The sequence below is a fragment of the Polaribacter sp. Hel1_33_96 genome (assembly GCF_002846595.1).
Lineage (GTDB): Bacteria > Bacteroidota > Bacteroidia > Flavobacteriales > Flavobacteriaceae > Polaribacter.
The window spans coordinates 3,055,423-3,080,000 of record NZ_PJMV01000001.1 but is presented as its reverse complement, the minus strand read 5'-3'; the positions used below and the strand labels follow the sequence as shown (position 1 = coordinate 3,080,000).

Here is a 24,578-nt window from a genome sequence, read left to right as displayed (position 1 = left end):
GATCAAACTCTTCATTGTATATTTTAAATAATATGAATGAATAAGTTTCAAAAGAATTTGTCTAAATTTAATTAAACATGGTTATTCTACTCTTTGTTTACGCTGTCAATTTCAATATTTTCAATGAACTTCTAGAATAATAATCTCATGCATTTAAAACAATCATTATAAATCCTATCTTGTAGAAATACTAGAATCGAACTAGTAGACTTTTTATCAAAATCCTTACCAAAATCTCTGTAATCCTTTTTGCCGTATTTGTTAGCGGGTGCAAATATATAAACTATTTCTATTCCAACAAGAAAAAAAAATACTTTTTTTTAAACCCCTTTAAAACTAAAAAAAACTGAACGTAACTGCCGAAAATTTCGGACTGCAAACATACAACGTTTTTTAATCATAAACCAAATAAAAATAAACCTTATTTTTAATAAAATCTAAACAACCTTATCAAACTTAAAACCCAATCTAATCCCACAATACAACAACTCAATGAACATCACCAACAAAACAAAAATCCCCGTTAGCGGGTGCAAATATAAACCCTGTTTCTAATCTCACAACTATTTATTAATACTTTATCTATTACTTTAGGTTTATAGGTAGGCTATCTGCTCAATCCTACGTAACATATCATGTAGTATTAAATGCTTTTAAATGGTCTAATATAGCTTATTGACGTTCGATTAATGTCATAGATACGTAGTATTTCAATTCAATGAATTTAACGACATTCCAATCACTTAAAATAGTTGAAAAGGTATTTAGATAAAATCAAGTTATCCATCTGAAAAATTTAGAAAAATATCGAAACTATTAAGTATAAAAAAAGGGATGCTAACCCCTAGTAGGCACCCCCTAATAAAAAAAAATGATTTAATCACAAATCGATGATTCAAAAATATATATAAGTTTTTACAATTTTTTTAAGCATTTTGCGTATTTTGAATATAATTTGCAGAAAAATCCAAAAGTATTAAACATAAAAAAAGAGAGTGTTTATACCCTCTCACAATCATTCTGCTATAAAATGAATTGAAAACCACCCATTGGATGGAAAAAAATTAAATATAGAAAATATCTGAATAGGTTATTGATTATATTTCAATTTGAAGGTAACTATTGGGGTTATTTAATAGCTATTATGAAAGTGTAATTGCACCTATTAACACTGCTATCAATTGAATCACGATTATAGTGGCTATCAAACTCGTATTCTTTCTATTCCTTTCTAATAATAACAAGGTGTTATATGCTATTGTATCTGATGTTGAAAGTTCTCCTTTAGAGTATGCTTTCTTAATGTCGTTATTTTTATCAAATTTTGCATAAGAATTTTCTTTAGCTATTTGTCTTTCTGACTTTGGTTTTGTGTTTGATATTTCTTCTTTAGTCATAATTCTATTTTTTTTTAGTTCAATTTATTTCAAGCAAACATAAAAGTTATAGGATAGAATTATATTGATTTATGTCATATTATACTTTTAGATAAGTAGATGTAAAACCACTACCAAAAGGAGTCTATGTAATTAGTATTAAAAATGGTTTACAAGAAGTAAGAAAGAAGTTTATTAAAAACTAAACTAATGCCATATCTAACAATTGATTTCTAATGATTAATCAAGATTAATTAATTGATTTTTATTTAATCGTTAGATTCTATTAACTATATGGTGAACTAATTTAAAAAAGATTGAATTTAATCGGTGTAATTCCTTGTTTATAGGAAGTATGTCAGAAATAAAAAAAGCTAAAAAAACAAAAAACCGTTGAAAATCAAAGGATTAACAACGGTTATTGTACTGAAGGCGGGACTTTAAACCTCGAATTTAGTCGACTTTTAAAACCCTTGTAAAACCTCGTTAATGCGTTTAAAATTAACTAATGCTATTAAAAATAAAGGTTTTAGCGTGTTAACTAAAGTTAACTAAAATTAATTAAGACTAAAAAATGGTTGGCAAACCGTTGGCAAAGATTAAAAAAGGTTGTAAATTCGTATTGTTCAAAACTCAATACTTATGGCTACTATTAAATACCAACTATTAAGCGAAAACGAAACCGCACCAATTTATTTAAGACTTTCAGTAAAACGTGGTTTAAGTCCACGTGCAAAAACAGGCTTACATATTAATCCAAAAGATTGGGGTACTAAAAGTTTTCCTAAGACAAATATAGATGCCAACAAAAAACTAAAATCTGACTTACAGAAATTAGAAACCTATATTTTAGATGAGGTTAATAATGCAAACACGAAAGGCGAAACAATAAACACGGCTTGGCTAAAGCATTATATCGATTTACATTTCGGACGTATTACAGAAACCACACAAAGCGATTTATTAACAGATGCAATACAAAGCATAATTGATGAAGCACCAACAAGAAAAAACGGTAAAGGCGGTATTGGTTTATCCAAAAGCAGAATTAATGCCTACAATTCATTAAAGAATATTCTTACAGATTATCAAAAGCAAAATTCTTTTAAGGTTAAAGACGTAAATGTAAAATTTGCAAAAGATTTTTTAAAATATCTACTCAATACAAAGAAGTACCAAAAAAGCTATGCGCTTAAAAAAATAGCAGACTTAAAAACGGTTTGTAATGATGCTTCATTTTATGGAATTGAAACCAGTACTCAATTAAAGAAAATAGATAGTACCAAAACAAAAAACGAAAATATACTTTATTTAAACCCTAAAGAATTACAGGCAATAGAAGAGGTTATTTTATTAAATGATGCACTTAAAAACGCTCGTAAATGGTTGTTATTAGGTTGTAATTTAGGACAAAGAGGTGGCGACCTTTTACAATTAGATGAAACCAATTTTAAGAACTTAAATAATTTAGAAGTTATACAACTGAAGCAACAAAAAACAGGTAAAAATGTTACCATACCAGTTTTAGAAAAAACAAAAGAAATAATAAAAAGTGGTTTACCTTATAAAATATCAATTCAGAAATTTAACCAGCATATCAAAGAGATTTGCAAACTTGCAGAAATTAACGAGCTTATAAAAGATAGTAAGATTACAGTAATAGAAAAAGGTAAGGGAAACAAGGAGAAAAGAAAAATAAGCGGGATTTATCCAAAGTGGGAGTTAATGGCTTCACACGTTTGCAGACGTTCATTTTGTACTAACTTATACGGTATTTTACCAACGCCCTTAATAATGAGTATATCGGCGCACAGTTCAGAAAAAATGCTACTAAATTATATCGGTAAGGATAGTTTAGACTTTGCCCAACAAATTGCAGATTTTTATACCTTACAAGCCTTAAAGAATAAAAAAGAACCTCAACTTAATGTAATTAAAAACGCATCAAATCAAAATTAGAAAAATATGGATTTTGAGAAAAGAAATGAATTAATCGATAAAAATGATTTAATAAAGGGTTTATGTAATTCAATGACAGAAGTTTTTTTTGCCCTAAAAGGAGGGGAATTGGACAAGGGTATCTTTTTTTCAGATAATTTCAATGATGAATTTGGAATACAAGTTTGTAAACAAGATTTTAAATTTTATAAAGTTTTCTTTAAAAAAATAAGAAAGGAATATATTCCTTTTGAATTTGTTTTTGCTTTAAATTCAATAAAAGAAAGATTAAGTTTTTTAATAGAAAGTTTAAATAAATATGATGCTAAAAAAGAATATTATAAAAAGAATAATTTTGATTATCAAATTGTAATAAGTTTTATTGATAGATATCTATCTTTTTTTAAACACTATAATTCTGAATTATTATATCAATACTGTTTTGATTTACAAAAAGGTTTGTTTTATATCAATAATAGATACGTTGAACAGCGACTAAGTATTATTGAGGAAACTCTAGAAACCATTTATTTCAATGAAAAATATGGAGGAAAAGAAGTTGGTTTTGATTTAGGTAGCTCAGATTACGGTATTATTTATTTTATAAGACAAAAAGATGCTAAACATTTTTTTGAAAAAGAAATAGATAAGAACGAATATAAGAAGCTAAAAGGAAATTTACAGGGAAATGGAAACCCAACTCTAATAGAAAACAAACACCCTGATATTTTTAAAGATAACGGTTTTGAAATATTCTTAAAATGGAATGAATTAAGTAAGGATGAGCCAATAAAAAAATTTAGTTTTATTTTTCAAAAGTTAAAAAGTTCGGAAATCAACAAAATAAGAAATTCAAAATTTAAGATATTGATTTTATGGCTTAAAGATAATAACTTTATAGATGAAGAAATACATAAAAATTTATTTGAACGTGGTTATTTCGATAGTCCTAAAAAGATTTTAACGTATGCAAGAAATGATTTATACAATTCAATTACTACTGATTAATAAAGCGATGATTTTCGTCGATAAGTACCCATAAAACGCCGTTAACATAGGCGCAAATTTGTATCACATTAATCTTAAAACATTAAAAAGATGCAAACAGTACAGTTACAATTACCCACAGAATTTAAAACCGAACTTAATCTAATAAGAGCGGAATTAGAAAACCTTAAACTTCATTTCCAGCCAAAGCAACCTAAAACATATTTAAGTAGAGCAGAGGTTTCTAAATTACTTAATGTTAGCCTTGTTACTCTTAACAAATGGAACAAAAACGGAACACTTAAAGCCTTTGGTTTGGGTGGTCGTGTTTTGTATCGACAAGAAGATATTGATAATAAAATAGTTGAATTGTAAAAGGCTGAATGATGAGGACTAACAAATCAAACAGCCGTGAGTCTTTTGAGAAAGGACAAGGCGAAGTTAATAAAATTAAGAACCAAAAGAAAACCATATTTCAATATTTACAAAATCATATTGCTACTGGTTCAATGATTTCTGAAGCGACTGGAATACCTCAAAAATCTATTTGCAGATATAAAAGAGATTTAGAATTACGAGGCTTACTTTATGAAGTAGAAAAAAAATATTGTAAAATAACAGGTTTTAAAGCTTGGTATTTAACCACTAATAAAGATTTGTTTCCACAGTCGAATCAATATAATTTATTTACTTAATAATGCCAGTTGATTTTACTACCTTAAGACTAAGGGAGTATGATGCAAGTAAAATTCTTAATAATATGACTTTAGATTTCCCCCCTAATGTGGATAATAAAACGGGGGTTATTTTTGATAATAAGAGAGTTGCACAGCATCATTTTTGTAAGGTTATTATTTATGATACTGGAGCGGTTTATTTTAAAGGTAGCTTACATAAAATGTATAATTCATTAAAAGGGATTTATGCGCCTAACTACAATAAGAAAAAACCTTATAATGGATTTAATGGTAATAGTTTTAATTATGAAAATCTTTGTTTTGTTATCAAATATTTAGAATCATTATTTGGAGTAGATAGTAGTTGTTTTGTTTTACAAAAAATAGAAATTGGCTTAAATCTTCAAATTTCAGTTAATCCTAAAAATATTATATCAAATTTATTAGAATCTGGAGGCAAAAAATTTGAACTCAAATATGAAGAAAATTTTGCTCAATTAGTTAAGGAGGAGTATGTTTTAAAAGTTTATAACAAAGGGAATCAATATGGAATGAATGGAAATATTTTAAGAGTGGAAATAAAGTCTAAACGAATGAGAGAATTCCAAACTGCGGGTTTTAAAACATTAAAAGACTTAACTATTGAAGCTTTAAATAAAGCTATTTTAAGACTTCTTAAGCGTTGGAATGATGTTTTATTCTATGATTACACAATTAACAAAAACAAGCTTAACAAAAGGCAAAATATCGAATTAGAAAATAAATTTCAACATACTAAATATTGGTTATCAATTAAGGCTAACAACAAAGACAAGCCTAGAAAAAAATATTTAAAAATAGTTGAAGATTTTTCAACTAATCTACATAAAGAAATATCTATAAAAATAGAAAATACTAATATTTCACACTTCAATTAGATTGTGAAATATTACTCTAAAAAAAATAAAATGAGTAAAACAAAAAGTTTACAAAAGTTGACAGATTACGAGAACTTAAATTCTGTATCTGAATTAAAAGAATATTTAACTCTCAATCCTGAAAACAAATATGAAGTTGATAAAAATTTAAGATTAAGAGTCGAACAAGCTTACAATGATAAAGAAAGTAATGAGTTTGATTTAATTGAAATGCTTCTTTATATTACTGATGATGAAGATATAAAAGCAGACATTAGAAATACTACCTATGAAACGAATCATTCAATCATAACTAGTTATATTCATAATTATGTTATTGAATTTAGACAGTTTCCAACAATGTCAACAATTGCAAATAATATAAAATTGTCAAGGCAAACCGTTTACAATCATTTTAATAATGGTTTAATCACAACAAACAATCGTTTAGTAAAAGGTAGAAATGAAGCTATGATATTTAAGGCATTGGAAAAACTGTATTTAATAGGAATTGAAGACAACAACCCAACAGCCTTAAAACACTTTATACAGCTTTCAGGTTTAACAGCAAATAACAATGCAATGCAAGTAAACAATTATATTCAGATTAATAATTTAAAAATATCAAATGATGATATTCAGAAATTGCCTTTTGAAGACATTTTACAAATTGAAAATATTGTTTCAAAGACATTGTTAATAGAATAAATTGTAAATTAGCAATAAAAAAAATAATTATGAAAAAGCTTTTACCTTATGTTTTGATAGTGTTTTGCGGTACATTATTTGGACAAACATTAGAAAAAACTTATACTTCTAATCATTATGATAAAATAAACTATGCGTTCTTTATAAATGATGAAATAAATTTTTACACAATTGACAGAACTACGAACGAGGTCAGATTTTACGATTCCACTCATAATTTATTTAAAACAGTTACAATCCAATTGAAAAATGACTGGGATTTTTTGTCTATCTATACAATAACAGATAAGCTTTTTAATTCTGATTCAAAAATTGAATTTATTGTAAGGTCAAGAAATCCAAGTATTCCTTATACTAATCTTACAGTTTTCAATGAAGATGGAGTTGAAATATTTGAATTTGAACTTGTCGATGATTTTAAATTAATAAAAACCCCTGAAAATACATTTAAACTCATAACTACGGGTTTTTATAATAACAATAAATTAGACTATAAAGTTTATAGCCTATCAGGTACACTTGATGCGAGTCAAGAAACATTATTAAATAAAAATATTATTCAGTATCCAAACCCAACTTCAAAAAACTTGCATTTAAAAAACATTGAAATTACAAATAAAGGCAGTCTTTTAGAAATATTTACAATGGATGGCAAAAGAGTTCTTAAAAAAAACATTAAAAAAAGCGAAACTAATATTGATGTATCAAATTTATCAAACGGGGTTTATTATTATAAAATAGGCATTTATAGTAGTAAATTTATTAAAGAGTAAATGCACGAAATGTAAGAAATGAAGCTTTAAAAACAACTTTATTTTTGTTTAATCAAACTTATATCAAATTATTAATAATTTTATTTAATTAATTATTGGTTTTAATTTAATAGTTAAATTCTATTATATTTTTGAATAATCAATTTTTTTTTCAAATATATTTTAACTTACTTAATGTAAATATCGTTATTGTTGAGTTTAGTAAATCAATGTCTAGAATGCAACAAATATTCAAATATGAATCATTAATTATTTTTTTTAATTCTACTTACAAACTTTAATTAATCTATTTTAATTTGTTTTACGCACGTAAAAAGAGGGTTATTTTCAAATGGTCGGCAAATGGTTGGCAAGATTAGGTGGCTAAAAACAAAAAACCGTTGAAAATCAAAAGATTAACAACGGTTATTGTACTGAAGGCGGGACTTGAACCCGCACGGCCATTACTGACCACTGGATTTTAAGTCCAGCGTGTCTACCAATTCCACCACTTCAGCATTGGTACTGTTTTGAGTTAGAGCGAAAGACGGGATTTGAACCCGCGACCCCCACCTTGGCAAGGTGATGCTCTACCCCTGAGCTACTTTCGCAGTCTTTTTTTAATGAACTTTTAAGCTTTCGCTTAACTTGCTCCCCCTCTTGGACTCGAACCAAGGACCCTCTGATTAACAGTCAGATGCTCTAACCAACTGAGCTAAGGAGGAGTTTGCTTCACATGATTTGTGTTTAGCGAGTGCAAATATATACCTTTTCCGAATATTGCCAAATACTTTTGATAAAAATTTTATTTTTTTTTATTTTGTTATTCTAAAGAAAAAAAATACCCTTTTATCTCAAAAATTGTATTTTTGTTGATTAGTACAGCTTATTAAAAAAGCAGAAACTATATTATGGATAAATTTTCGTTTTTAAACGCAGCACATACAGGCTTTATAGCTGATTTATATGATAAATATTTGGTGAATCCAGATGCAATTGAACCGAGTTGGAGAAGCTTTTTTCAAGGATATGATTTAGCAAATGAAAATTATTCATTAAAAGAGGAAGAAGATTCATTAGAAGTGCCGCTAGAAGTTCGTAAAGAATTTCTTGTTGTTGATTTAATTAATGGATACAGAACTCGTGGTCATTTGTTCACTGAAACAAATCCAGTAAGAGAAAGAAGACAATACCAACCGACTTTAGATCTCGAAAATTTTGGTTTATCCGCAAACGATTTAGACAAAGAGTTTTCTGCAGGTGAAATTTTAGGACTCGGTAAAACTAAACTTTCTGCAATCATTGGGCACTTAAAACGTATTTATTGCGATTCTATTGGAGTAGAATATATGTATATGCGTAATCCAGAAAAATTAAAATGGTGGCAAGATCGCTTTAATAAAAATGACAACCACCCTAATTATTCTGTAGAAGCCAAAAAATACATTTTAGGTAAATTAAACCAGGCAGTAACATTCGAAAGTTTTTTACAAACCAAATACGTAGGGCAAAAACGTTTTTCTTTAGAAGGCGGTGAAGCTTTAATTCCAGGTATTAGCGTTTTGCTAAGAGATGCTGCCGAAAAATATGGTGTGAAAGAATGCGTTTTAGGAATGGCACATAGAGGTCGTTTAAATACGCTAGTAAACATCTTTAAAAAACCAGTTAGAGATTTATTTAGTGAATTTGAAGGAAAAGATTTCGAAGATGAAGATATCGATGGCGATGTAAAATATCATTTAGGTTTAACGTTAAGTAAAACCTATAGAGATGGTAATGAAATTAAAATGAATTTAGTTCCAAATCCATCTCACCTAGAAACTGTTGCTTCTGTAGCAGAAGGGATTACAAGAGCTAAAATTGATAGAAAATATAATGGTGATGCGAGCAAAATTTTGCCCATCATTATACATGGTGATGCTGCTATTGCTGGACAAGGAATTGCATATGAAATCGTTCAAATGGCTAAATTAAATGGTTATAAAACTGGAGGAACTATTCATATCGTTGTCAACAACCAAATAGGGTTTACAACCAACTACTTAGATGCACGTTCAAGCACCTATTGTACAGATGTTGCCAAAGTTACCTTGTCGCCTGTTTTACATGTAAATGCAGATGATACAGAAGCCGTTTGTCATGCAATGGAATTGGCCTTAGAATTTAGAATGCGTTTTGAATCTGATATTTTTATAGATTTATTAGGCTATAGAAAATATGGCCATAATGAAGGTGATGAGCCTCGTTTTACACAACCAAAATTATACAAAGCAATTTCTAAACATCAAAACCCAAAAGATATCTACGCGGCACAATTAATTGCTGAAGGAAGTATCGATAAAAATTATTTAACAGAAATTACAACTGAGTTTAGAGATATGTTGAATACTGAATTCGACAACTCTAAAAAGGATAAAACTTCTAAAGTAAAGGAGTTTATGAAATCTACTTGGGAAGGATTTGAGCGTCAAGATCTTGATGCCATGTTAGCAGTAACAAATACCACTTATCCTGAAGATAATTTAAAAAATATTGCCAAAATTGTTTCTACAGTTCCTGAAAAGGCAAACTTTGTTAGAAAAGCAGAAAGAATTTTACAAGGTAGAGCTAAAATGGTTTTCGAAACTAATCAATTAGATTGGGGAATGGCAGAAAACCTAGCTTATGGAAGTTTACTAGAAGAAGGGTTTAATGTTCGTATTTCTGGACAAGACGTAGAAAGAGGAACCTTTTCTCACAGGCACGCTATTTTGCGTGATGAAGTTACAGAAGAACGTATTAACCTATTAAATACAAATCCAAAGAGTAAAGGGCAAATGACGATTTACAACTCGTTATTATCTGAATATGGGGTTTTAGGATTTGATTATGGGTATGCGATGGGAAACCCGAATACATTAACCGTTTGGGAAGCTCAATTTGGAGATTTTTCTAATGGAGCTCAAATTATTTTTGACCAATATATCTCTGCTGCAGAAGATAAATGGAAAGTTCAAAACGGAATTGTAGTCTTACTTCCGCATGGATATGAAGGCCAAGGTTCTGAACATTCATCGGCAAGAATAGAGCGTTATTTGCAATTATGTGCAGAAGACAATATGACTGTTGCGAACTGTACAACACCTGCAAATTTTTATCATTTGTTGCGTAGACAAATGAAACGTGATTATAGAAAACCATTAGTTATATTTACTCCAAAAAGTTTATTACGTCATCCAAAAGCTGTCAATACAATTGAAGAATTAGCCACTGGCGAATTTCAAGAAGTAATTGATGATACCTTAAACCCAAAGGGTGTTAAGAAACTTGTTTTCTGTATGGGTAAATTCTATTATGATTTATTAACAGAACGCGAAGAATTACAGCGAGAAGATGTTGCGCTGGTAAGAATAGAGCAATTATTTCCTTTACATGTAGAGAAATTACAACAAGTAATCGATAGATATCCAAATATTGAAGAATATATTTGGGCACAAGAAGAACCAAGAAATATGGGTGCTTGGAGTTTTATGTTACAACGTTTTGAGTTGGTAAAACTAAAGGTTCGTTCTCGTAAGTATTATGCAGTACCCGCAGCGGGTTCTAGTACAAGATTTAAAAAACGACATAAAGCGGTTATAAACAGTGTTTTTAATAATGAATAACTCATTTTAAAAGTTAGCGTAGCGCGTTATAGCATAAAAAATTAAAATTAAATGCTGAAACAGGTTCAGCAATAAGAAAAATAAGAACTGATATCGTCTGTTTTATTATATATAAGAAATTGTTTGGAATTGTATGTTTATATATACAGATATAATAGAGTTAATAAATTAGGTAAAAAGTTTTTATATAAGTTTGATTTAGAAATTGAACAAATTAAAGTTTTGAATTAGTAGAAAAAGTAAGTATTTATGTCAAAAAATAATAATTTCCCCATGTGGGGTGGAAATAAATGGACTAAATCAATGTTCAAGAAATATTGGTGGTATGTATGTTTAATTATTGTTGGGTATGTTTTAATTGTAGTTACTGCAAATAGTTCTATATAAAAGATAAGATATTATGATTTTAGAAATGAAAGTTCCTTCTCCGGGAGAATCGATTACAGAAGTAGAAATTGCAACGTGGTTAGTTGAAGATGGAGATTATGTTGAAAAAGATCAACCAATTGCAGAAGTAGATTCTGATAAGGCAACTTTAGAACTGCCTGCAGAAGAAAGCGGAATTGTTACTTTAAAAGCTGAAGAAGGTGACGCTGTAGAAGTAGGTGCTGTAGTTTGTTTGATTGATACAGGTGCTGCAAAACCAGAAGGTGATGCTCCAAAAGTTGAAGTAAAAAAAGAAGAAAAGAAAATTGAAGTAAAAGAAACGCCAAAAACGGAAACGTATGCGACCGGTACTGCTTCTCCTGCTGCTAAAAAAGTACTTGCTGAAAAAGGAATTGCTACCTCTGCGGTTAAAGGATCCGGAAAAGATGGTAGAATTACGAAAGATGATGCAGTAAACGCTGTACCTTCTATGGGAACTCAGCCTGCAAACGGATCGAGGGGAACAGAGCGTAAGAAAATGTCTATGTTACGGAGAAAAGTTGCCGAACGTTTGGTTGCTGTAAAAAGCGAAACTGCCATGTTAACAACTTTTAATGAAGTAAACATGCAACCAATCTTTGATTTACGTACGCAATTTAAAGAAGCTTTTAAAGCAAAACACGGCGTTGGCTTAGGATTTATGTCTTTCTTTACCTTAGCAGTGGTAAGAGCTTTAAAATTATATCCTGATGTAAATTCTATGATTGACGGAGATTTCCAAATCAAAAATGACTTTCAAGATATTTCTATTGCCGTGTCTGGACCTAAAGGCTTAATGGTTCCTGTAATTAGAAATGCAGAAAACTTATCTTTTAGAGGTGTAGAATCTGAAGTAAAACGTTTGGCATTAAGAGCTAGAGATGGGCAAATTACCATAGATGAAATGACTGGAGGAACTTTTACAATTACCAACGGTGGTGTATTTGGTTCTATGTTATCTACGCCAATTTTGAATCCTCCACAAAGTGGAATTTTAGGAATGCACAATATTGTAAACAGACCAATGGCGGTTAATGGCGCTGTTGTAATTCAACCAATAATGTATGTTGCACTTTCTTACGATCACAGAATTGTAGATGGTAGAGAATCTGTAGGTTTTTTAGTGGCTGTTAAAGAAGCTTTAGAAAACCCAGTCGAGTTATTAATGGATAACAATCCAATAAAAGCATTAGAAATGTAAGCAACAATGTTGTTTTGTAAATATTAAAATCCTGAGCTTTTGCTTAGGATTTTTTATATATAAGAATTTTGTAAATTGCTATATCAATACTTTAATAAAATGAAAGTTACCGCTAAAAAAAATGAAAAAGTGGCTAATATGATCTTTGCATCTATATATCCACTTTACTGGAATAGATTGGAAAAACATGGTAGAACAAGAGAAGAGTTCCATCAAGTAATAGAATGGTTTACTGGTTTTAACGAAAACAAATTACAATCTCTTATTGCAGAAAAAGTAACATTTAGAACCTTTTTTGAGAAAGCAAAAATTCATGAAAATGCACATTTAATTAAAGGGATAGTTTGTGGTTATAGAATTGAAGAAATAGAAGATGAATTTGGATTGTATAAACAATGCAGACAAATGGAAAAACTCATTGATGAATTAGCAAAAGGCAGACAAATGGAAAAGATTTTAAGGTCATAATATTATTCAGATATTGTAAACTAAAACACTATTTTTACAACAAGAAAATGAGTATAGAAATCTTGTTATGATAGAGAATAAAGAATTAGAACTTGCCTTAAACTTTATAGAAAAAACAGATAGAAACCTGTTTATCACAGGAAAAGCAGGTACAGGAAAAACTACTTTTCTACATCAAATTAAAAAAGAATCTTTAAAAAGAATGGTTATTGTGGCACCTACAGGTGTTGCAGCAATCAATGCAAAAGGCGTAACGATTCATTCATTTTTTCAAATGCCTTTTGGACCAATTTTACCCAATCAAATTGCAAATACTTCTAATCAACAACGTAAGTTTTCGAAAACTAAAATTGATATTATAAAATCCTTAGATTTAGTAATTATTGATGAAATTTCTATGGTGCGAGCCGATTTATTGGATGGTATCGATCAAGTGCTGCGTCGTTATAAAAACCGAAACAAAGTATTTGGTGGCGCCCAAGTTTTAATGATTGGTGATTTACAGCAATTAGCACCTGTTGTAAAACCCAATGAGTGGAGTTTACTGCAGCAACATTACAATACCGTTTATTTTTTTAGCAGTAAAGCCTATCAAGAAGCCAATGTAGTTTCTATTGAGTTGAAGCATATTTACCGTCAGAAAAACGAAGATTTTATCACTATTTTAAATGAAATTAGAAATGATGATTTATCAGAAAAATCTGCCAAAATTTTAAATGAACGCTACAACCCTACTTTTTCTCCAAGTAAAGAAGAAGGTTATATCACCCTTACAACTCATAACAGAAGAGCCAACTTAATCAACGATTCTGAATTAAATAAACTAAAAACCAAAAGTTGTTTTTTTAAAGCCGAGGTTTCTGGTAAGTTCAATGAAAACGCTTTTCCTAATGATGAAAATTTAGCCCTAAAAATAGGATCTCAAGTGATGTTTATCAAAAATGATTCCTCCTTAGAAAAAAGATATTATAATGGTAAAATAGGAGTCATCACGGATATTTCAAAAGAAACTGTAACCGTGCAGTGTGCCAATGAAATTGACGAAATTGTTGCAGAAAAAGAACTATGGGATAATATTAATTATTCTATTAATGAAGAAACCAAAGAGTTAAAAGAAGATATTGTTGGTTCTTTTAAACAAATCCCCTTGCGTTTGGCTTGGGCAATTACCATTCATAAAAGTCAGGGTTTAACATTTGACCGAGCGGTAATTGATGCGGAAGCTTCTTTTGCGCATGGTCAAACATATGTGGCTTTAAGTAGGTGTACTTCCCTAGAAGGCTTGGTTTTAAAAACACCCATTTCTAGCAACGCCATCATCAATGATAAAACAGTTAGTACTTTTAATGAAACTGTGGAAGAGAATCATCCTGATGAAACTATTTTAAATGAATCTGAAAAAAACTTTCAACTGAATTTAATTTCAGAATTATTTGATTATCAACCACTTTTGTATCCAATATCAAGATTAATAGATATCTATTACAAGAATAGAACAAGTATTAAAGGGGATGTTATAGACCACTTACAAACTATTAAAGATGATGGAGTTGTCGCTTTAATGAAAGTTTCTAATGGATTTAAAAACCAATTAAATGCAATTTCAGAAGATTCTATTCTTCCGGAAAATAGTTCTCAAATTCAAGAACGTTTTATAAAGGCTTTAAATTATTTTGTAACTCAAACAAAAGGTAATATTCTAAATCCTTTAAATGCTATTTCATTTTCAACTGATAACAAAGCTGTTAAAAAAGATTTTACGAAGCAATTTGATTCCTTGCAAGAAAAGTTATTAGAAAAACTTTTTTCACTTCAAAAAATGACGAATGGTTTTAAAGTTCAAGAATATTTAAAAGTAAGAGCCAAAGCCGTTTTACAAAAATCAGAACCAACTAAAAAGAAAAAAGTAGTTTCTAAACGTGACCCAATTTTAGCGATAAAATTACGTGAGTTAAGAGATGGAATTTCTAAAGATTTAGGTATTCCGCACTTTCAGATTTTTACGCAAGAAACCTTATATGCAATGTGTGATGAGTTGCCAAGAACTGAAAATGCCTTATTAAAAATTGCTGGAATGGGTAAAATTCGTGTTTCTAAATACGGAGAAGAAATATTAGAAGCTATTGAAGGGTATTGTAAAGAAAACGGAATTAATAAATTCAACGAACAAAAAAAAGAAGATAAAAAACCAACGAAACAAATTACTTTTGAGTTGTTTACATCGGGTCTTTCTATAAAAGAAATTGCCAAAGAAAGAAGTTTAACTGTTGGCACCATTGAAAATCATTTAGCGAATTATATTACTTCTGGAGATATTGATGTTTTAGAATTGATTGAACTAAAACGTTACAAAAAAATACTACATGAAATTGAAGAAGCTGGTGATGTAAAAGGCTTAACTTCTCTTAAAGAAAAGGTAGACCCAAGTATTACTTATATGGAATTAAAAATGGTTTTAATGTCTATGGAAAGTTAATTTGTATAATTTTTGCACAAGTAGACCTCTAGATTTCACTATTACTAATAGTGGTTTACGCATTAAAAGACATCGAAAATTACTTTAAATCTTTCAACACCAATTGCACAGATTTATGACCATTCCATTCATTTTCGTCTAACGCGTAAACAATATCAAAATCATTTTGTACAAAGGCCATTTTATTCCCTAAGTTAAAACCAATAGCATTGTAGGTTTTTTTATTGTCCCCTTGAAAAACATTCAGTTTTAAATGTGTTTTATCTGCACCAACTTGTTTTCCAAAACCATTATCTCTAACACAGATAGATTTGAAAATAGGTTTCATGTTCAAGGGCCCAAAAGGTGCCATTTGCTCAATAATTCTAAAAAACTTAGGGGTAATTTCAGATAAATCTATTTCTGCATCTACAGAAATCTGTGGAGTTAATAATTTTTTATCAATAGTTCGTTCAACAACTTCTTCAAACTTGTTTTTGAAATTGGTGTAATTTTCTGGCAGTAAAGTTAGTCCCGCAGCATATTTATGTCCGCCAAATTGTTCTATAAATTCTTCACATTCTTGAAGTGCATTATAGACATCAAACCCTTTAACAGAACGCGCAGAAGCGGCTAATTTATCGCCACTTTTTGTAAATACCAAAGTAGGTCTGTAGTATTTTTCGATTAATCTAGAAGCTACAATTCCAATAACCCCTTTGTGCCAATCTTCTTGATAAACAACAGAAGTACATCCATTCTCTTCCTCATTGTCAATAATTTGAATTAGGGCTTGATCTGTAATTTTTTTATCCAAATCTTTTCTGTCTGCATTAAAAATTTCTATGGCAGCTGCAAATTCAATAGCAGCCTTAAAATCCATTTCAGTTAACAGCTCTACCGCATAATTCCCGTGTTTGATTCTTCCTGCAGCGTTAATTCTTGGTGCAATTATAAAAACAACATCTGTTATCGTAAGTTCAGTCTTTTTAGTCTGCTGAATGAGTGCTTTAATTCCGTTTCTTGGATGCTGATTAATCACTTGTAAACCAAAAAATGCAAGCACTCTATTTTCTCCATTCATCGGCACAATATCTGCAGCAATGGCAGTCGCGACCAAATCTAAATAAGGCACAAAATCTTCAATGGTTTGATTTCTTGAAACTCCTAAAGCCTGAATTAATTTAAAACCAACTCCACAGCCACATAATTCGTCAAAAGGATAATTACAATCTTCTCGTTTTGGATTTAAAATCGCCACAGCTTTTGGTATTTCTGTTCCTGGTTTATGATGATCGCAAATAATAAAGTCTATATTTCTTTCCGTTGCATACGCTACTTTTTCAATCGCTTTTATTCCACAATCTAAAGCAATGATAAGAGAGAAATCATTGTCATTGGCAAAATCGATTCCCGTATAAGAAATCCCATAACCTTCTGCATATCTGTCTGGAATGTAGGTTGCAATATTTGGATAAATTGTTCTTAAATAAGAGGAAACTAAAGAAACAGCGGTAGTGCCATCCACATCATAATCGCCATAAATCAAAATATTTTCATTCTTAGAAATGGCCGCTTCAATTCGCGCTACCGCAACATCCATATCCTTCATTAAAAAAGGGTTATGAATTTCATCTAAACTGGGGCGAAAGAATTTTTTTGCATCCTCAAATGTTTCAATATTTCTTTGACAAAGAATTGACGCTATAGTTGTGTCAACTTGAAGTTCTTTGGCTAAATTATGTACTTTTTCTTTTTCGGGTTGTGGCTTTAACGTCCATCTCATAGCAGTTTTTTTGGCGTTTAGTTCCGTTTTATATGTTGTGTAAATGAATTTCAATTTCTACATCAGAGAACTGTCTAAACATTTCCATAACTCCACAGTATTTTGTAACTGATAAATTTACAGCTTTTTGAATTTTTTCTGGTTGTAATTCGCTGTCTGTGAAATGATAATCTACTTTTACTTTGTTGTAAAACTTAGGATGTTCGTCTGTTAATTCTGCTGTAACCTCTATTTTAAAATCGGCAACTTCTGCACGCATTTTTTCTAACAATGAAACTACATCTAATCCAGAACAGCCAGCTAAAGAAGATAGCATTAAGGCTTTTGGCGCAAAACCAATCACATCTCCATTATCTTGAGATTTATCAAACATCGTAAATGAATGCCCACTAGGATTATCACTCTCAAACTGTGACTTTTGTGTCCATTTGGTCATAATTATATTCTTCTCCATCTTTTATGTTTTTTTTAAAATTGAATTCTTAAATTGAGCTTTCTAACAAAAATAGGAAAACACAAACGAAGAAGAGGTTAAAATGAATAAATCTCAACAAATTAAAATAAGATTGTGAATACTCATTTTTTTTGTTAATGACTTTATACTGTTTATTACGAATAGATATGACACCATCAGTTTTCACTAAAAATAAGTAAACATTTTATATAGAAAGGGCAATTAATATTGTGTCCGATTTTAAAAGATCCTAATCATGTGATACAAATATCGAAAAATTTTTATTCGATTCCCATAGTGATCTCAATAGTTCGACCAGATAAAAAATAAATTATTTAATTCAATAACTAAAAAAAACATGGCATTAGTAACACCGTTATTAGCAGAACACGATTTAGAAACAAAAAAATTAGCAGAATTTTTTAATGAAACTTTAGGCTTTTGTCCAAATTCAGTTTTAACAATGCAAAGAAGGCCGGCCATTTCTAAAGCTTTTATCAATTTGAATAAAGCTGTAATGGCAAATGAAGGACGTGTTACATCGGCTTTAAAAAGAATGATTGCTTGGGTTTCTAGCAACGCTACTGGCTGCAGATATTGCCAAGCGCATGCAATTAGAGCTGCAGAACGTTACGGAGCAGAACAAGAACAATTAGATAATATTTGGGAATACAAAACTCACAAAGCTTTTTCTGATGCAGAAAGAGCAGCTCTAGATTTCTCTTTAGCAGCCTCTATGGTTCCAAATGCTGTTAATGCAGACATCAAAAAAGAATTATATAAATATTGGAACGAAGGTGAAATTGTAGAAATCTTAGGAGTAATTTCTCTCTTTGGGTATTTAAATAGATGGAATGATTCTATGGGAACAACTCTTGAAGAAGACGCTATAGGCAGTGGAAATCAGTTTTTAGGAAAACATGGCTTTGAAGTTGGAAAACATGATGGTTCTGATTACTAAACCTAAAATTCAACGATTAAACGGCATCATTTATCCTGATTTTATTTCAGCAATTGATGCTGTTTTTTAGTTCTTTTTCTGAAGTTCTTTTATAATTACTGATGAAATAGAATCTATTAATTTTTGAGATTTTTCAATATCATTATTGATGACTTTTTCATCCGAAAATAACCCTGAAGTTGTTGTAAAAGATTTTTGATACCAATCTTTCCAAGCAGTAATAATTTCTATTTGTGTAGATAAAGAATCTCCATTATTTATGGCAATTTTACTCTGCTTAAATTCTTCATTCAAACGACTTACCGCAGCTGTTTCTAAATTTAATAAAATTGATTTCGCAACCTTTTTATCAGCATTTAACAAAGTATAAGCAGCTATTAATGCGGTTGTGCCTACATTCTTTAAAGTAGTTTTAGAAACTTTATCAATTCTATCATTATCCGTATGATAAAACTGATCTGTAAAATGCCAAAACAAAACACTAGGTATGTTTTGTCTTAAAAAAGGAACATGATCACTTCCTCCTTCAAAGGGGTTTGTACTTACAATCCAATTTGCTCTTTTACCTTGTTGTTTAAATTTATCAATTAGAAAATCATTTAAATAATGAGGTTTCATTTGCTCTAATTTCATTTTAGAACCTCCCCATTCTGTGTGCTTATCATTGCCACGAGTCCAAATTGCACTTGGATCTGGCATTTTTTCAATCAAAAATGTTCCTCCAGTTTTTTCAGTGTCTTCACCAACCATATCTAAAGAAATGCCCCATCTAATGTATTTCGCTCTAATAGAATCTTCTTGCACATATCTTTGTGTCGATATAATTTCATCGCCCCATAAAAAAGTTAAGGTTCGTTTTGGTTCATATTGTTGTTGTTTAATAAACTTTGCTGTTAATGAAGCCATTTCTAGTGCTAATCCAACACCCGTTGCATTGTCATTAGCACCAGGTTCTTGGATATGAGCGCTAAAAACTAACCGTTCTTCTGGCATTTCACTCCCTTTAATATCAGCAACAATTGTTAATTCTTCTGAAGGATAAATATTAGTTTTAACACGAACTTTTAAGGTTGTTTTCCCCTTCTCTAAAGATGCTTTTAACCGTTCTTTCGCAGCGAAAGACATTGCAATGGCCCAAGATTTATTTACAGTATCTAAAGGAATTGAACGAAACTGAATTGATGTTGTATTTTTTTCGGGTTGTAAATAAGAAGGATTATTATACGTTATAATTCCTACTGACTTACCCTCAATAATCGCAGATTTGTATATACCATAAGGACTTGTTTCTGCAAAAACTATTTTCCCTTTTACATCTAAATCTACAATTTTTTCGAGATCACGTACATAAATAACTTCAGCAGAAACTCCATCTTTTGGTGTGCTATACGAATTTAAAGCAATCATATTTCTGTTAGTGGCATGTTGCAGTAAAGTGTCATTTTTACCCTCAATTTTCACAATTGCATTTACCGACTCCCAAGTTGGATTTTTAAGCGGACGTTTTTCAATTCTGTAGGTTAAAATATCATTTTCTGTTGCATTTTCTTCTAAAACAAAACCTGTTTTTTCGAGTTCTTCAGCAATCTTATAAATGCTTTTATTAAAGCCAGTATTACCCACAACTCTCCAATATTTTTCAACAAAAGAAGCAGTGTTAAAAGCTAAATCACCGGTAAACTCATTATTGATAATATCTGCAACATTAGATGAGGATAATACTGTAAGATTAGCATTTTTGCAATTGATAGATAAGATAGATATCAATAAAAAAAGAATTAATTTTTTGAACATGACTTCGTATTTTGAGATACTAAAAATAGCTCTTTTAGCTGATAATGTTAGCTTCTGTTTTTTAATAAAATTATCTGTAAAGCTCAATCAATAAAATAATGTTTTTATTGAATATTAAAATACTACTCTTCTTGAAGCATTGCACTTAATAGTAAGTTTTTAGTAAGCTGATAAACCTACAAAATGTAATGTGATTTAATTATCTTCTGGGTATCTTAATAATCCATAAAATTAAATCCCCCATAAAAAACCTTCAGCATCAGCGCTATCTGCCATTTAATATTAACAGGTTGAAATACTGTTTTACTACCATAAAGACAACTGTCTGCATTATGGTCGTCAAAAACATTATAAAGTCGAATGAAAAATTACACAAAACATATTGGAAAGTATTAATATTTTGTAAGACTACCAATTTAAAGGAATTATAGCTTCTTTAGCAAATGAAACTTTTGAATTTAGATTATTAAGAAAAAAATAACTAGAGACGATTTAATTTTCTAATTAATTCACTTTTAAGAGATCTACTTATAGGAACAATATCTTGTTTCACCAAAACAGTGTTATCCTCAATATCAACTATTTCTGAAAAATTTATGACGAATGACCTATGCACTCTAAAAAACATATTTGAAGGAAGTTTATCCTCTATCTTTTTTAAAGTTGAGTGTACCAAGTAATTTTTTATGTTTGTTTTAATATTTATATAATCGCCTTTTGCTTCAATTAAATAAATACTAGGTATATTAATTTTTACCAATCTTTTATCTACGTTTACATAGATGTAATCTGATAGTTTTTTTGATTCTAAAGAAGCATTTTCTTCTTCAATTGAAAAGATTTTTAATTTTTCTAAAGATTTATTAAACCTTTCTTTTGATATTGGTTTCACTAAATAATCTATGACACTTTTATATTCAAAGGCTTCTAAAGCAAGGTTTTTGTCTGAAGTTGTTAAGATTATTTTGGGTGGATTTTTTAAAGTCTGAATAAAATCAAAACCAGAAAAAGTAGGCATATGAATATCTAAATAAACCAAATCTACAGTATTGCTATTTAAATATTTTATTGCATTTATAGCTGAAGAAAACTCCGCTAAAACATTAATCCACTCCGATTTTTCACAAAGCTGACTTATAATTAATCTAGCAGTTGCATCATCATCGATTATAATACAATTCATAATAATAGCAATATTATTTAAGGGTATAAAAATACATGAATTTTGTTTAAAATTTCTAAAAAACTATGATGAAGTGTAGTATTTCCAATTTTTAATGCTTTTTCAAATTCTGATGCTTTTATTAAGGCTTTTTCTAACCCTAATAGGCCTATTTTATGCTTTATTTTATGCACATTATGAGCTGCTTCTTTGTACTTTTTTAATGAGAAGTTTGTTTTAAATAAATTTACCTCTTCTCTAAATTCTGTTTTTATGATTTCCAAAATACTATTTTGAAATGCTTCATCATCTCCGGCAATTTCTATAATAAAAGATAAGTTAGGTTTCTCCATCATTAATTAGTAATTTAAACAAAAATGAATTAAAAAAATGAAATAAATATGTTTACTGGTTAAGTTGTTTCTAAAGATCTTTAAAGAGTAACTTTTTAATGGATAAATGATTTTTTATCAAATATGTATCTGCCTATCAATTTGTTGGTCTAATGAAATAAAAGTTTCGGTTCTTGAGACTCCTTTGATATTTTGAATATCTTTATTTAAAAGATGCATTAAATCTTCATTGTTCTTGCATAAAATCTTTATAAAAATTGCGTAATTACCAGTTGTATAATGACTTTCTATAACCTCTGGAATATCTTTTAATCTTTTTATTGCTGAAGAATATAAACTAGAAGAATCTAAAAAAACACCAACAAAAGCTGTTGTTGTATACCCTAATGATTTAGGGTTTAGAACCATTCTATAACCATCAATTAATTGAGATTTTTCTAACTTTCTTAAACGTTGATGAATAGCTGCTCCAGAAATACCAACTTCTCTAGCAATACTTAACACAGGTGTTCTGGCGTCTTTTACTAATCTTTTTATAATAATTTTATCAATCCCATCAATTTTCATTCTAAAAATATTTAAGGTAAAGATAAAAAAATAGAGAATACAAAAGTGTATTCTCTATTTTTAATATAGTATTGATACTAGACTCTAATCTAAGGCTTCATTAAAAAATCTTCCATAAATTTAGTCGTGTAGTTACCCGCAACATAATCTGGATGTTCCATTAATTGTCTATGGAAAGGTATTGTTGTTTTAATTCCTTCAATTACAAATTCATCTAACGCACGTTTCATTTTATTAATTGCTTCTTCTCTTGTTTGAGCCGTAACAATTAACTTGGCGATCATAGAATCGTAATTTGGCGGAATCATATAACCAGCATATACATGTGTATCCATTCTAACTCCATGACCTCCAGGAGCATGAAACGTAGTAACTTTCCCAGGGGCTGGTCTAAAATTATTATGAGGATCTTCTGCATTAATTCTGCATTCAATAGAGTGTAATTGTGGGTAGTAATTTTTCCCAGAAATAGGCACTCCAGCTGCTACTAAAATTTGTTCACGAATTAAATCGTAATTCACAACTTCTTCAGTAATAGGATGCTCTACTTGTATACGAGTATTCATCTCCATAAAGTAGAAATTTCTGTGTTTATCCACCAAAAATTCTATAGTCCCTGCACCTTCATATTTAATATATTCTGCTGCCTTTACAGCCGCATTTCCCATGCTTTCTCTCAGTTCATCTGTCATGAAAGGAGAAGGAGTTTCTTCTGTTAATTTTTGGTGACGCCTTTGTACAGAACAATCTCTTTCTGATAAATGACAAGCTTTTCCATAAGAATCTCCTACAATCTGAATCTCAATATGTCTTGGCTCCTCAATCAGCTTCTCCATGTACATATCATCATTACCAAAAGCCGCCTTACTTTCTTGTCTTGCAGAATCCCAAGCTTCCTTTAAGTCTTCAGACTTCCAAACAGCCCGCATTCCTTTACCACCACCTCCCGCAGAAGCTTTTAGCATTACCGGGTAACCTGTTTCTAAAGCTACCTTCTCACATTCTTCAAAATCAGTTATTACCCCTTCTGAACCTGGAACACAAGGCACACCTGCCTCTATCATAGTAGACTTAGCGTTCGCTTTATCTCCCATTTGATCAATCATTCTACCCGTAGCTCCAATAAACTTGATGTTATGTTCTTCACATAAATTAGAAAACTTAGCATTTTCAGATAAAAATCCATATCCTGGATGTATAGCGTCTGCATTTGTAATTTCTGCAGCGGCTATAATATTTGACATTTTTAAATAAGATTCACTACTAGGAGCTGGGCCAATACACACGGCTTCATCAGCAAATCTAACATGTAAACTTTCCTCATCTGCCTTAGAATATACAGCAACCGTTTTTATGCCCATTTCTTTACAGGTTCTAATTACACGTAATGCAATTTCACCTCTATTGGCAATTAATATTTTTTTAAACATCTTTGTTAAATTAGTTCGTTAGAAAATTTGATTGTTCGATTTTATAAAATAATAAGTATTTAAAAAAATCTAGAAATCTAAGCATCTAAATTAAGATGGATCTACTAAAAATAAAGGTTGATCATATTCTACCGGGGAAGAATCGTCAACTAAAACTTTAACAATTTTACCTGAAACTTCAGATTCAATCTCGTTAAATAATTTCATTGCTTCAATAACACAAACTGTATCACCAATATTTATATCTGTACCAACTTCAACAAAATTTTGTTTGTCTGGAGAAGGTTTTCTGTAAAAAGTTCCAATGATAGGAGATTTTACGGTAATATAATTAACTCCCTCATTCTGCGCTACTGCAGGTACAATAGGCGCTACTGCCTCTGCACTTACGGGAGCTATAGCTTGAGGTAAAGATGCTACAGGAGCAGCTTGAACAATTGTAGTTTCTGTTTTTCCAGAACCGGTTTTAATTGTAATCTTTATATCTTCCATTTCTAACTTTACCTCGCTAGCGCCAGATTTTGCTACAAATTTTATAAGATTTTGAATTTCTTTAATATCCAT

22 protein-coding genes, 3 tRNA genes, 1 rRNA gene and 1 pseudogene (1 of these 27 running past the window's edge) are annotated in these 24,578 nt (G+C 30.0%); 14 read left to right on the top strand and 13 right to left on the bottom strand.

The window, feature by feature from the left end; genetic code table 11:
- Together ATE90_RS13400 and ATE90_RS13395 are read right to left on the bottom strand one after the other, a co-directional pair.
- Positions 1–18 (bottom strand): 16S ribosomal RNA (locus ATE90_RS13400); it reaches 1,502 nt to the left of the window's first position.
- 1,124 nt (positions 19–1,142) lie between these two features.
- Positions 1,143–1,397, bottom strand: coding sequence for a hypothetical protein (locus tag ATE90_RS13395; protein ID WP_101450544.1), 255 nt, complete (start codon positions 1,395–1,397; stop codon positions 1,143–1,145).
- 110 nt (positions 1,398–1,507) lie between these two features.
- Here ATE90_RS13395 and ATE90_RS13840 point away from each other — a divergent pair.
- The 8 genes and pseudogenes from ATE90_RS13840 to ATE90_RS13360 all read left to right on the top strand — a co-directional run.
- A pseudogene (locus ATE90_RS13840) lies at positions 1,508–1,582 on the top strand (hypothetical protein); the annotation flags it as partial.
- 436 nt (positions 1,583–2,018) lie between these two features.
- On the top strand, positions 2,019–3,335 hold the full coding sequence (locus ATE90_RS13390; protein WP_101451501.1) for a tyrosine-type recombinase/integrase: 1,317 nt from the start codon (positions 2,019–2,021) through the stop codon (positions 3,333–3,335).
- A gap of 6 nt (positions 3,336–3,341) precedes the next feature.
- Complete coding sequence (locus ATE90_RS13385; protein ID WP_101451500.1) at positions 3,342–4,322, top strand: hypothetical protein; 981 nt, start codon at positions 3,342–3,344, stop codon at positions 4,320–4,322.
- Positions 4,323–4,412: 90 nt separating this feature from the next.
- Complete coding sequence (locus ATE90_RS13380) at positions 4,413–4,676, top strand: helix-turn-helix domain-containing protein (RefSeq protein WP_101450538.1); 264 nt, start codon at positions 4,413–4,415, stop codon at positions 4,674–4,676.
- A gap of 11 nt (positions 4,677–4,687) precedes the next feature.
- Complete coding sequence (locus ATE90_RS13375; protein ID WP_101451499.1) at positions 4,688–4,996, top strand: hypothetical protein; 309 nt, start codon at positions 4,688–4,690, stop codon at positions 4,994–4,996.
- A 2-nt stretch (positions 4,997–4,998) separates the two neighbouring features.
- Positions 4,999–5,895, top strand: coding sequence for a hypothetical protein (locus ATE90_RS13370; protein ID WP_101451498.1), 897 nt, complete (start codon positions 4,999–5,001; stop codon positions 5,893–5,895).
- A 30-nt stretch (positions 5,896–5,925) separates the two neighbouring features.
- Positions 5,926–6,582, top strand: a complete 657-nt coding sequence (locus tag ATE90_RS13365) for a hypothetical protein (protein WP_101451497.1) — start codon at positions 5,926–5,928, stop codon at positions 6,580–6,582.
- A 29-nt stretch (positions 6,583–6,611) separates the two neighbouring features.
- Positions 6,612–7,355 carry a T9SS type A sorting domain-containing protein gene (locus ATE90_RS13360; RefSeq protein WP_101451496.1) on the top strand — a complete coding sequence of 248 codons (744 nt, stop codon included), beginning with the start codon at positions 6,612–6,614 and terminating at the stop codon, positions 7,353–7,355.
- Between the two features lie 411 nt (positions 7,356–7,766).
- On the opposite strand, the gene ATE90_RS13355 is transcribed toward ATE90_RS13360, so the two are convergent.
- The 3 genes from ATE90_RS13355 to ATE90_RS13345 all read right to left on the bottom strand — a co-directional run bounded on the left by ATE90_RS13355 (position 7,767) and on the right by ATE90_RS13345 (position 8,059).
- A tRNA-Leu gene (locus ATE90_RS13355) sits at positions 7,767–7,852 on the bottom strand.
- 21 nt (positions 7,853–7,873) lie between these two features.
- Positions 7,874–7,945: transfer RNA gene (locus ATE90_RS13350), tRNA-Gly, on the bottom strand.
- Positions 7,946–7,985: 40 nt separating this feature from the next.
- Positions 7,986–8,059 (bottom strand) — tRNA-Asn (locus ATE90_RS13345).
- A gap of 186 nt (positions 8,060–8,245) precedes the next feature.
- On the opposite strand from ATE90_RS13345, the gene ATE90_RS13340 reads away from it, so the two are divergent.
- The 5 genes from ATE90_RS13340 (at position 8,246) to ATE90_RS13325 (ending at position 15,528) form a co-directional block, all read left to right on the top strand.
- Positions 8,246–10,978, top strand: coding sequence for a 2-oxoglutarate dehydrogenase E1 component (locus ATE90_RS13340; RefSeq protein WP_101451495.1), 2,733 nt, complete (start codon positions 8,246–8,248; stop codon positions 10,976–10,978).
- 249 nt (positions 10,979–11,227) lie between these two features.
- On the top strand, positions 11,228–11,365 hold the full coding sequence (locus tag ATE90_RS13615) for a hypothetical protein (RefSeq protein ID WP_156105374.1): 138 nt from the start codon (positions 11,228–11,230) through the stop codon (positions 11,363–11,365).
- A gap of 13 nt (positions 11,366–11,378) precedes the next feature.
- On the top strand, positions 11,379–12,584 hold the full coding sequence (gene odhB / locus ATE90_RS13335) for a 2-oxoglutarate dehydrogenase complex dihydrolipoyllysine-residue succinyltransferase (protein ID WP_180335213.1): 1,206 nt from the start codon (positions 11,379–11,381) through the stop codon (positions 12,582–12,584).
- A gap of 99 nt (positions 12,585–12,683) precedes the next feature.
- Positions 12,684–13,052, top strand: coding sequence for a DUF2200 domain-containing protein (locus ATE90_RS13330; protein ID WP_036784820.1), 369 nt, complete (start codon positions 12,684–12,686; stop codon positions 13,050–13,052).
- A 67-nt stretch (positions 13,053–13,119) separates the two neighbouring features.
- Positions 13,120–15,528 (top strand): helix-turn-helix domain-containing protein, encoded by a 2,409-nt coding sequence (locus ATE90_RS13325; RefSeq protein ID WP_101451494.1) that lies wholly within the window; start codon positions 13,120–13,122, stop codon positions 15,526–15,528.
- A gap of 79 nt (positions 15,529–15,607) precedes the next feature.
- Here the strand turns inward: ATE90_RS13325 and recJ are convergent, their stop codons facing one another.
- Complete coding sequence (gene recJ / locus ATE90_RS13320) at positions 15,608–17,293, bottom strand: single-stranded-DNA-specific exonuclease RecJ (protein WP_036788098.1); 1,686 nt, start codon at positions 17,291–17,293, stop codon at positions 15,608–15,610.
- 28 nt (positions 17,294–17,321) lie between these two features.
- The gene (locus ATE90_RS13315; protein WP_036784818.1) at positions 17,322–17,747 is read right to left on the bottom strand and encodes an OsmC family protein; all 426 of its coding nucleotides are present in this window, start codon (positions 17,745–17,747) and stop codon (positions 17,322–17,324) included.
- 358 nt (positions 17,748–18,105) lie between these two features.
- Between ATE90_RS13315 and ATE90_RS13310 the strand changes: the two genes are divergently transcribed.
- Positions 18,106–18,708 carry a carboxymuconolactone decarboxylase family protein gene (locus tag ATE90_RS13310; protein ID WP_036784815.1) on the top strand — a complete coding sequence of 201 codons (603 nt, stop codon included), beginning with the start codon at positions 18,106–18,108 and terminating at the stop codon, positions 18,706–18,708.
- A 66-nt stretch (positions 18,709–18,774) separates the two neighbouring features.
- Here the strand turns inward: ATE90_RS13310 and ATE90_RS13305 are convergent, their stop codons facing one another.
- The 6 genes from ATE90_RS13305 to accB all read right to left on the bottom strand — a co-directional run bounded on the left by ATE90_RS13305 (position 18,775) and on the right by accB (position 24,578).
- On the bottom strand, positions 18,775–20,502 hold the full coding sequence (locus tag ATE90_RS13305) for a M28 family peptidase (protein ID WP_101451544.1): 1,728 nt from the start codon (positions 20,500–20,502) through the stop codon (positions 18,775–18,777).
- A 481-nt stretch (positions 20,503–20,983) separates the two neighbouring features.
- Positions 20,984–21,685: a LytR/AlgR family response regulator transcription factor gene (locus ATE90_RS13300; RefSeq protein ID WP_101451493.1), complete on the bottom strand. Its 702-nt coding sequence runs from the start codon at positions 21,683–21,685 to the stop codon at positions 20,984–20,986.
- Between the two features lie 17 nt (positions 21,686–21,702).
- The gene (locus tag ATE90_RS13295) at positions 21,703–22,020 is read right to left on the bottom strand and encodes an Hpt domain-containing protein (RefSeq protein WP_143741126.1); all 318 of its coding nucleotides are present in this window, start codon (positions 22,018–22,020) and stop codon (positions 21,703–21,705) included.
- A gap of 114 nt (positions 22,021–22,134) precedes the next feature.
- Positions 22,135–22,584, bottom strand: coding sequence for an Lrp/AsnC ligand binding domain-containing protein (locus ATE90_RS13290; RefSeq protein ID WP_036784805.1), 450 nt, complete (start codon positions 22,582–22,584; stop codon positions 22,135–22,137).
- A gap of 89 nt (positions 22,585–22,673) precedes the next feature.
- Entirely contained in the window at positions 22,674–24,014 is a 1,341-nt protein-coding gene (gene accC, locus ATE90_RS13285; protein WP_036784803.1) for an acetyl-CoA carboxylase biotin carboxylase subunit, read from the bottom strand.
- Between the two features lie 90 nt (positions 24,015–24,104).
- Entirely contained in the window at positions 24,105–24,578 is a 474-nt protein-coding gene (gene accB / locus ATE90_RS13280) for an acetyl-CoA carboxylase biotin carboxyl carrier protein (protein WP_036784801.1), read from the bottom strand.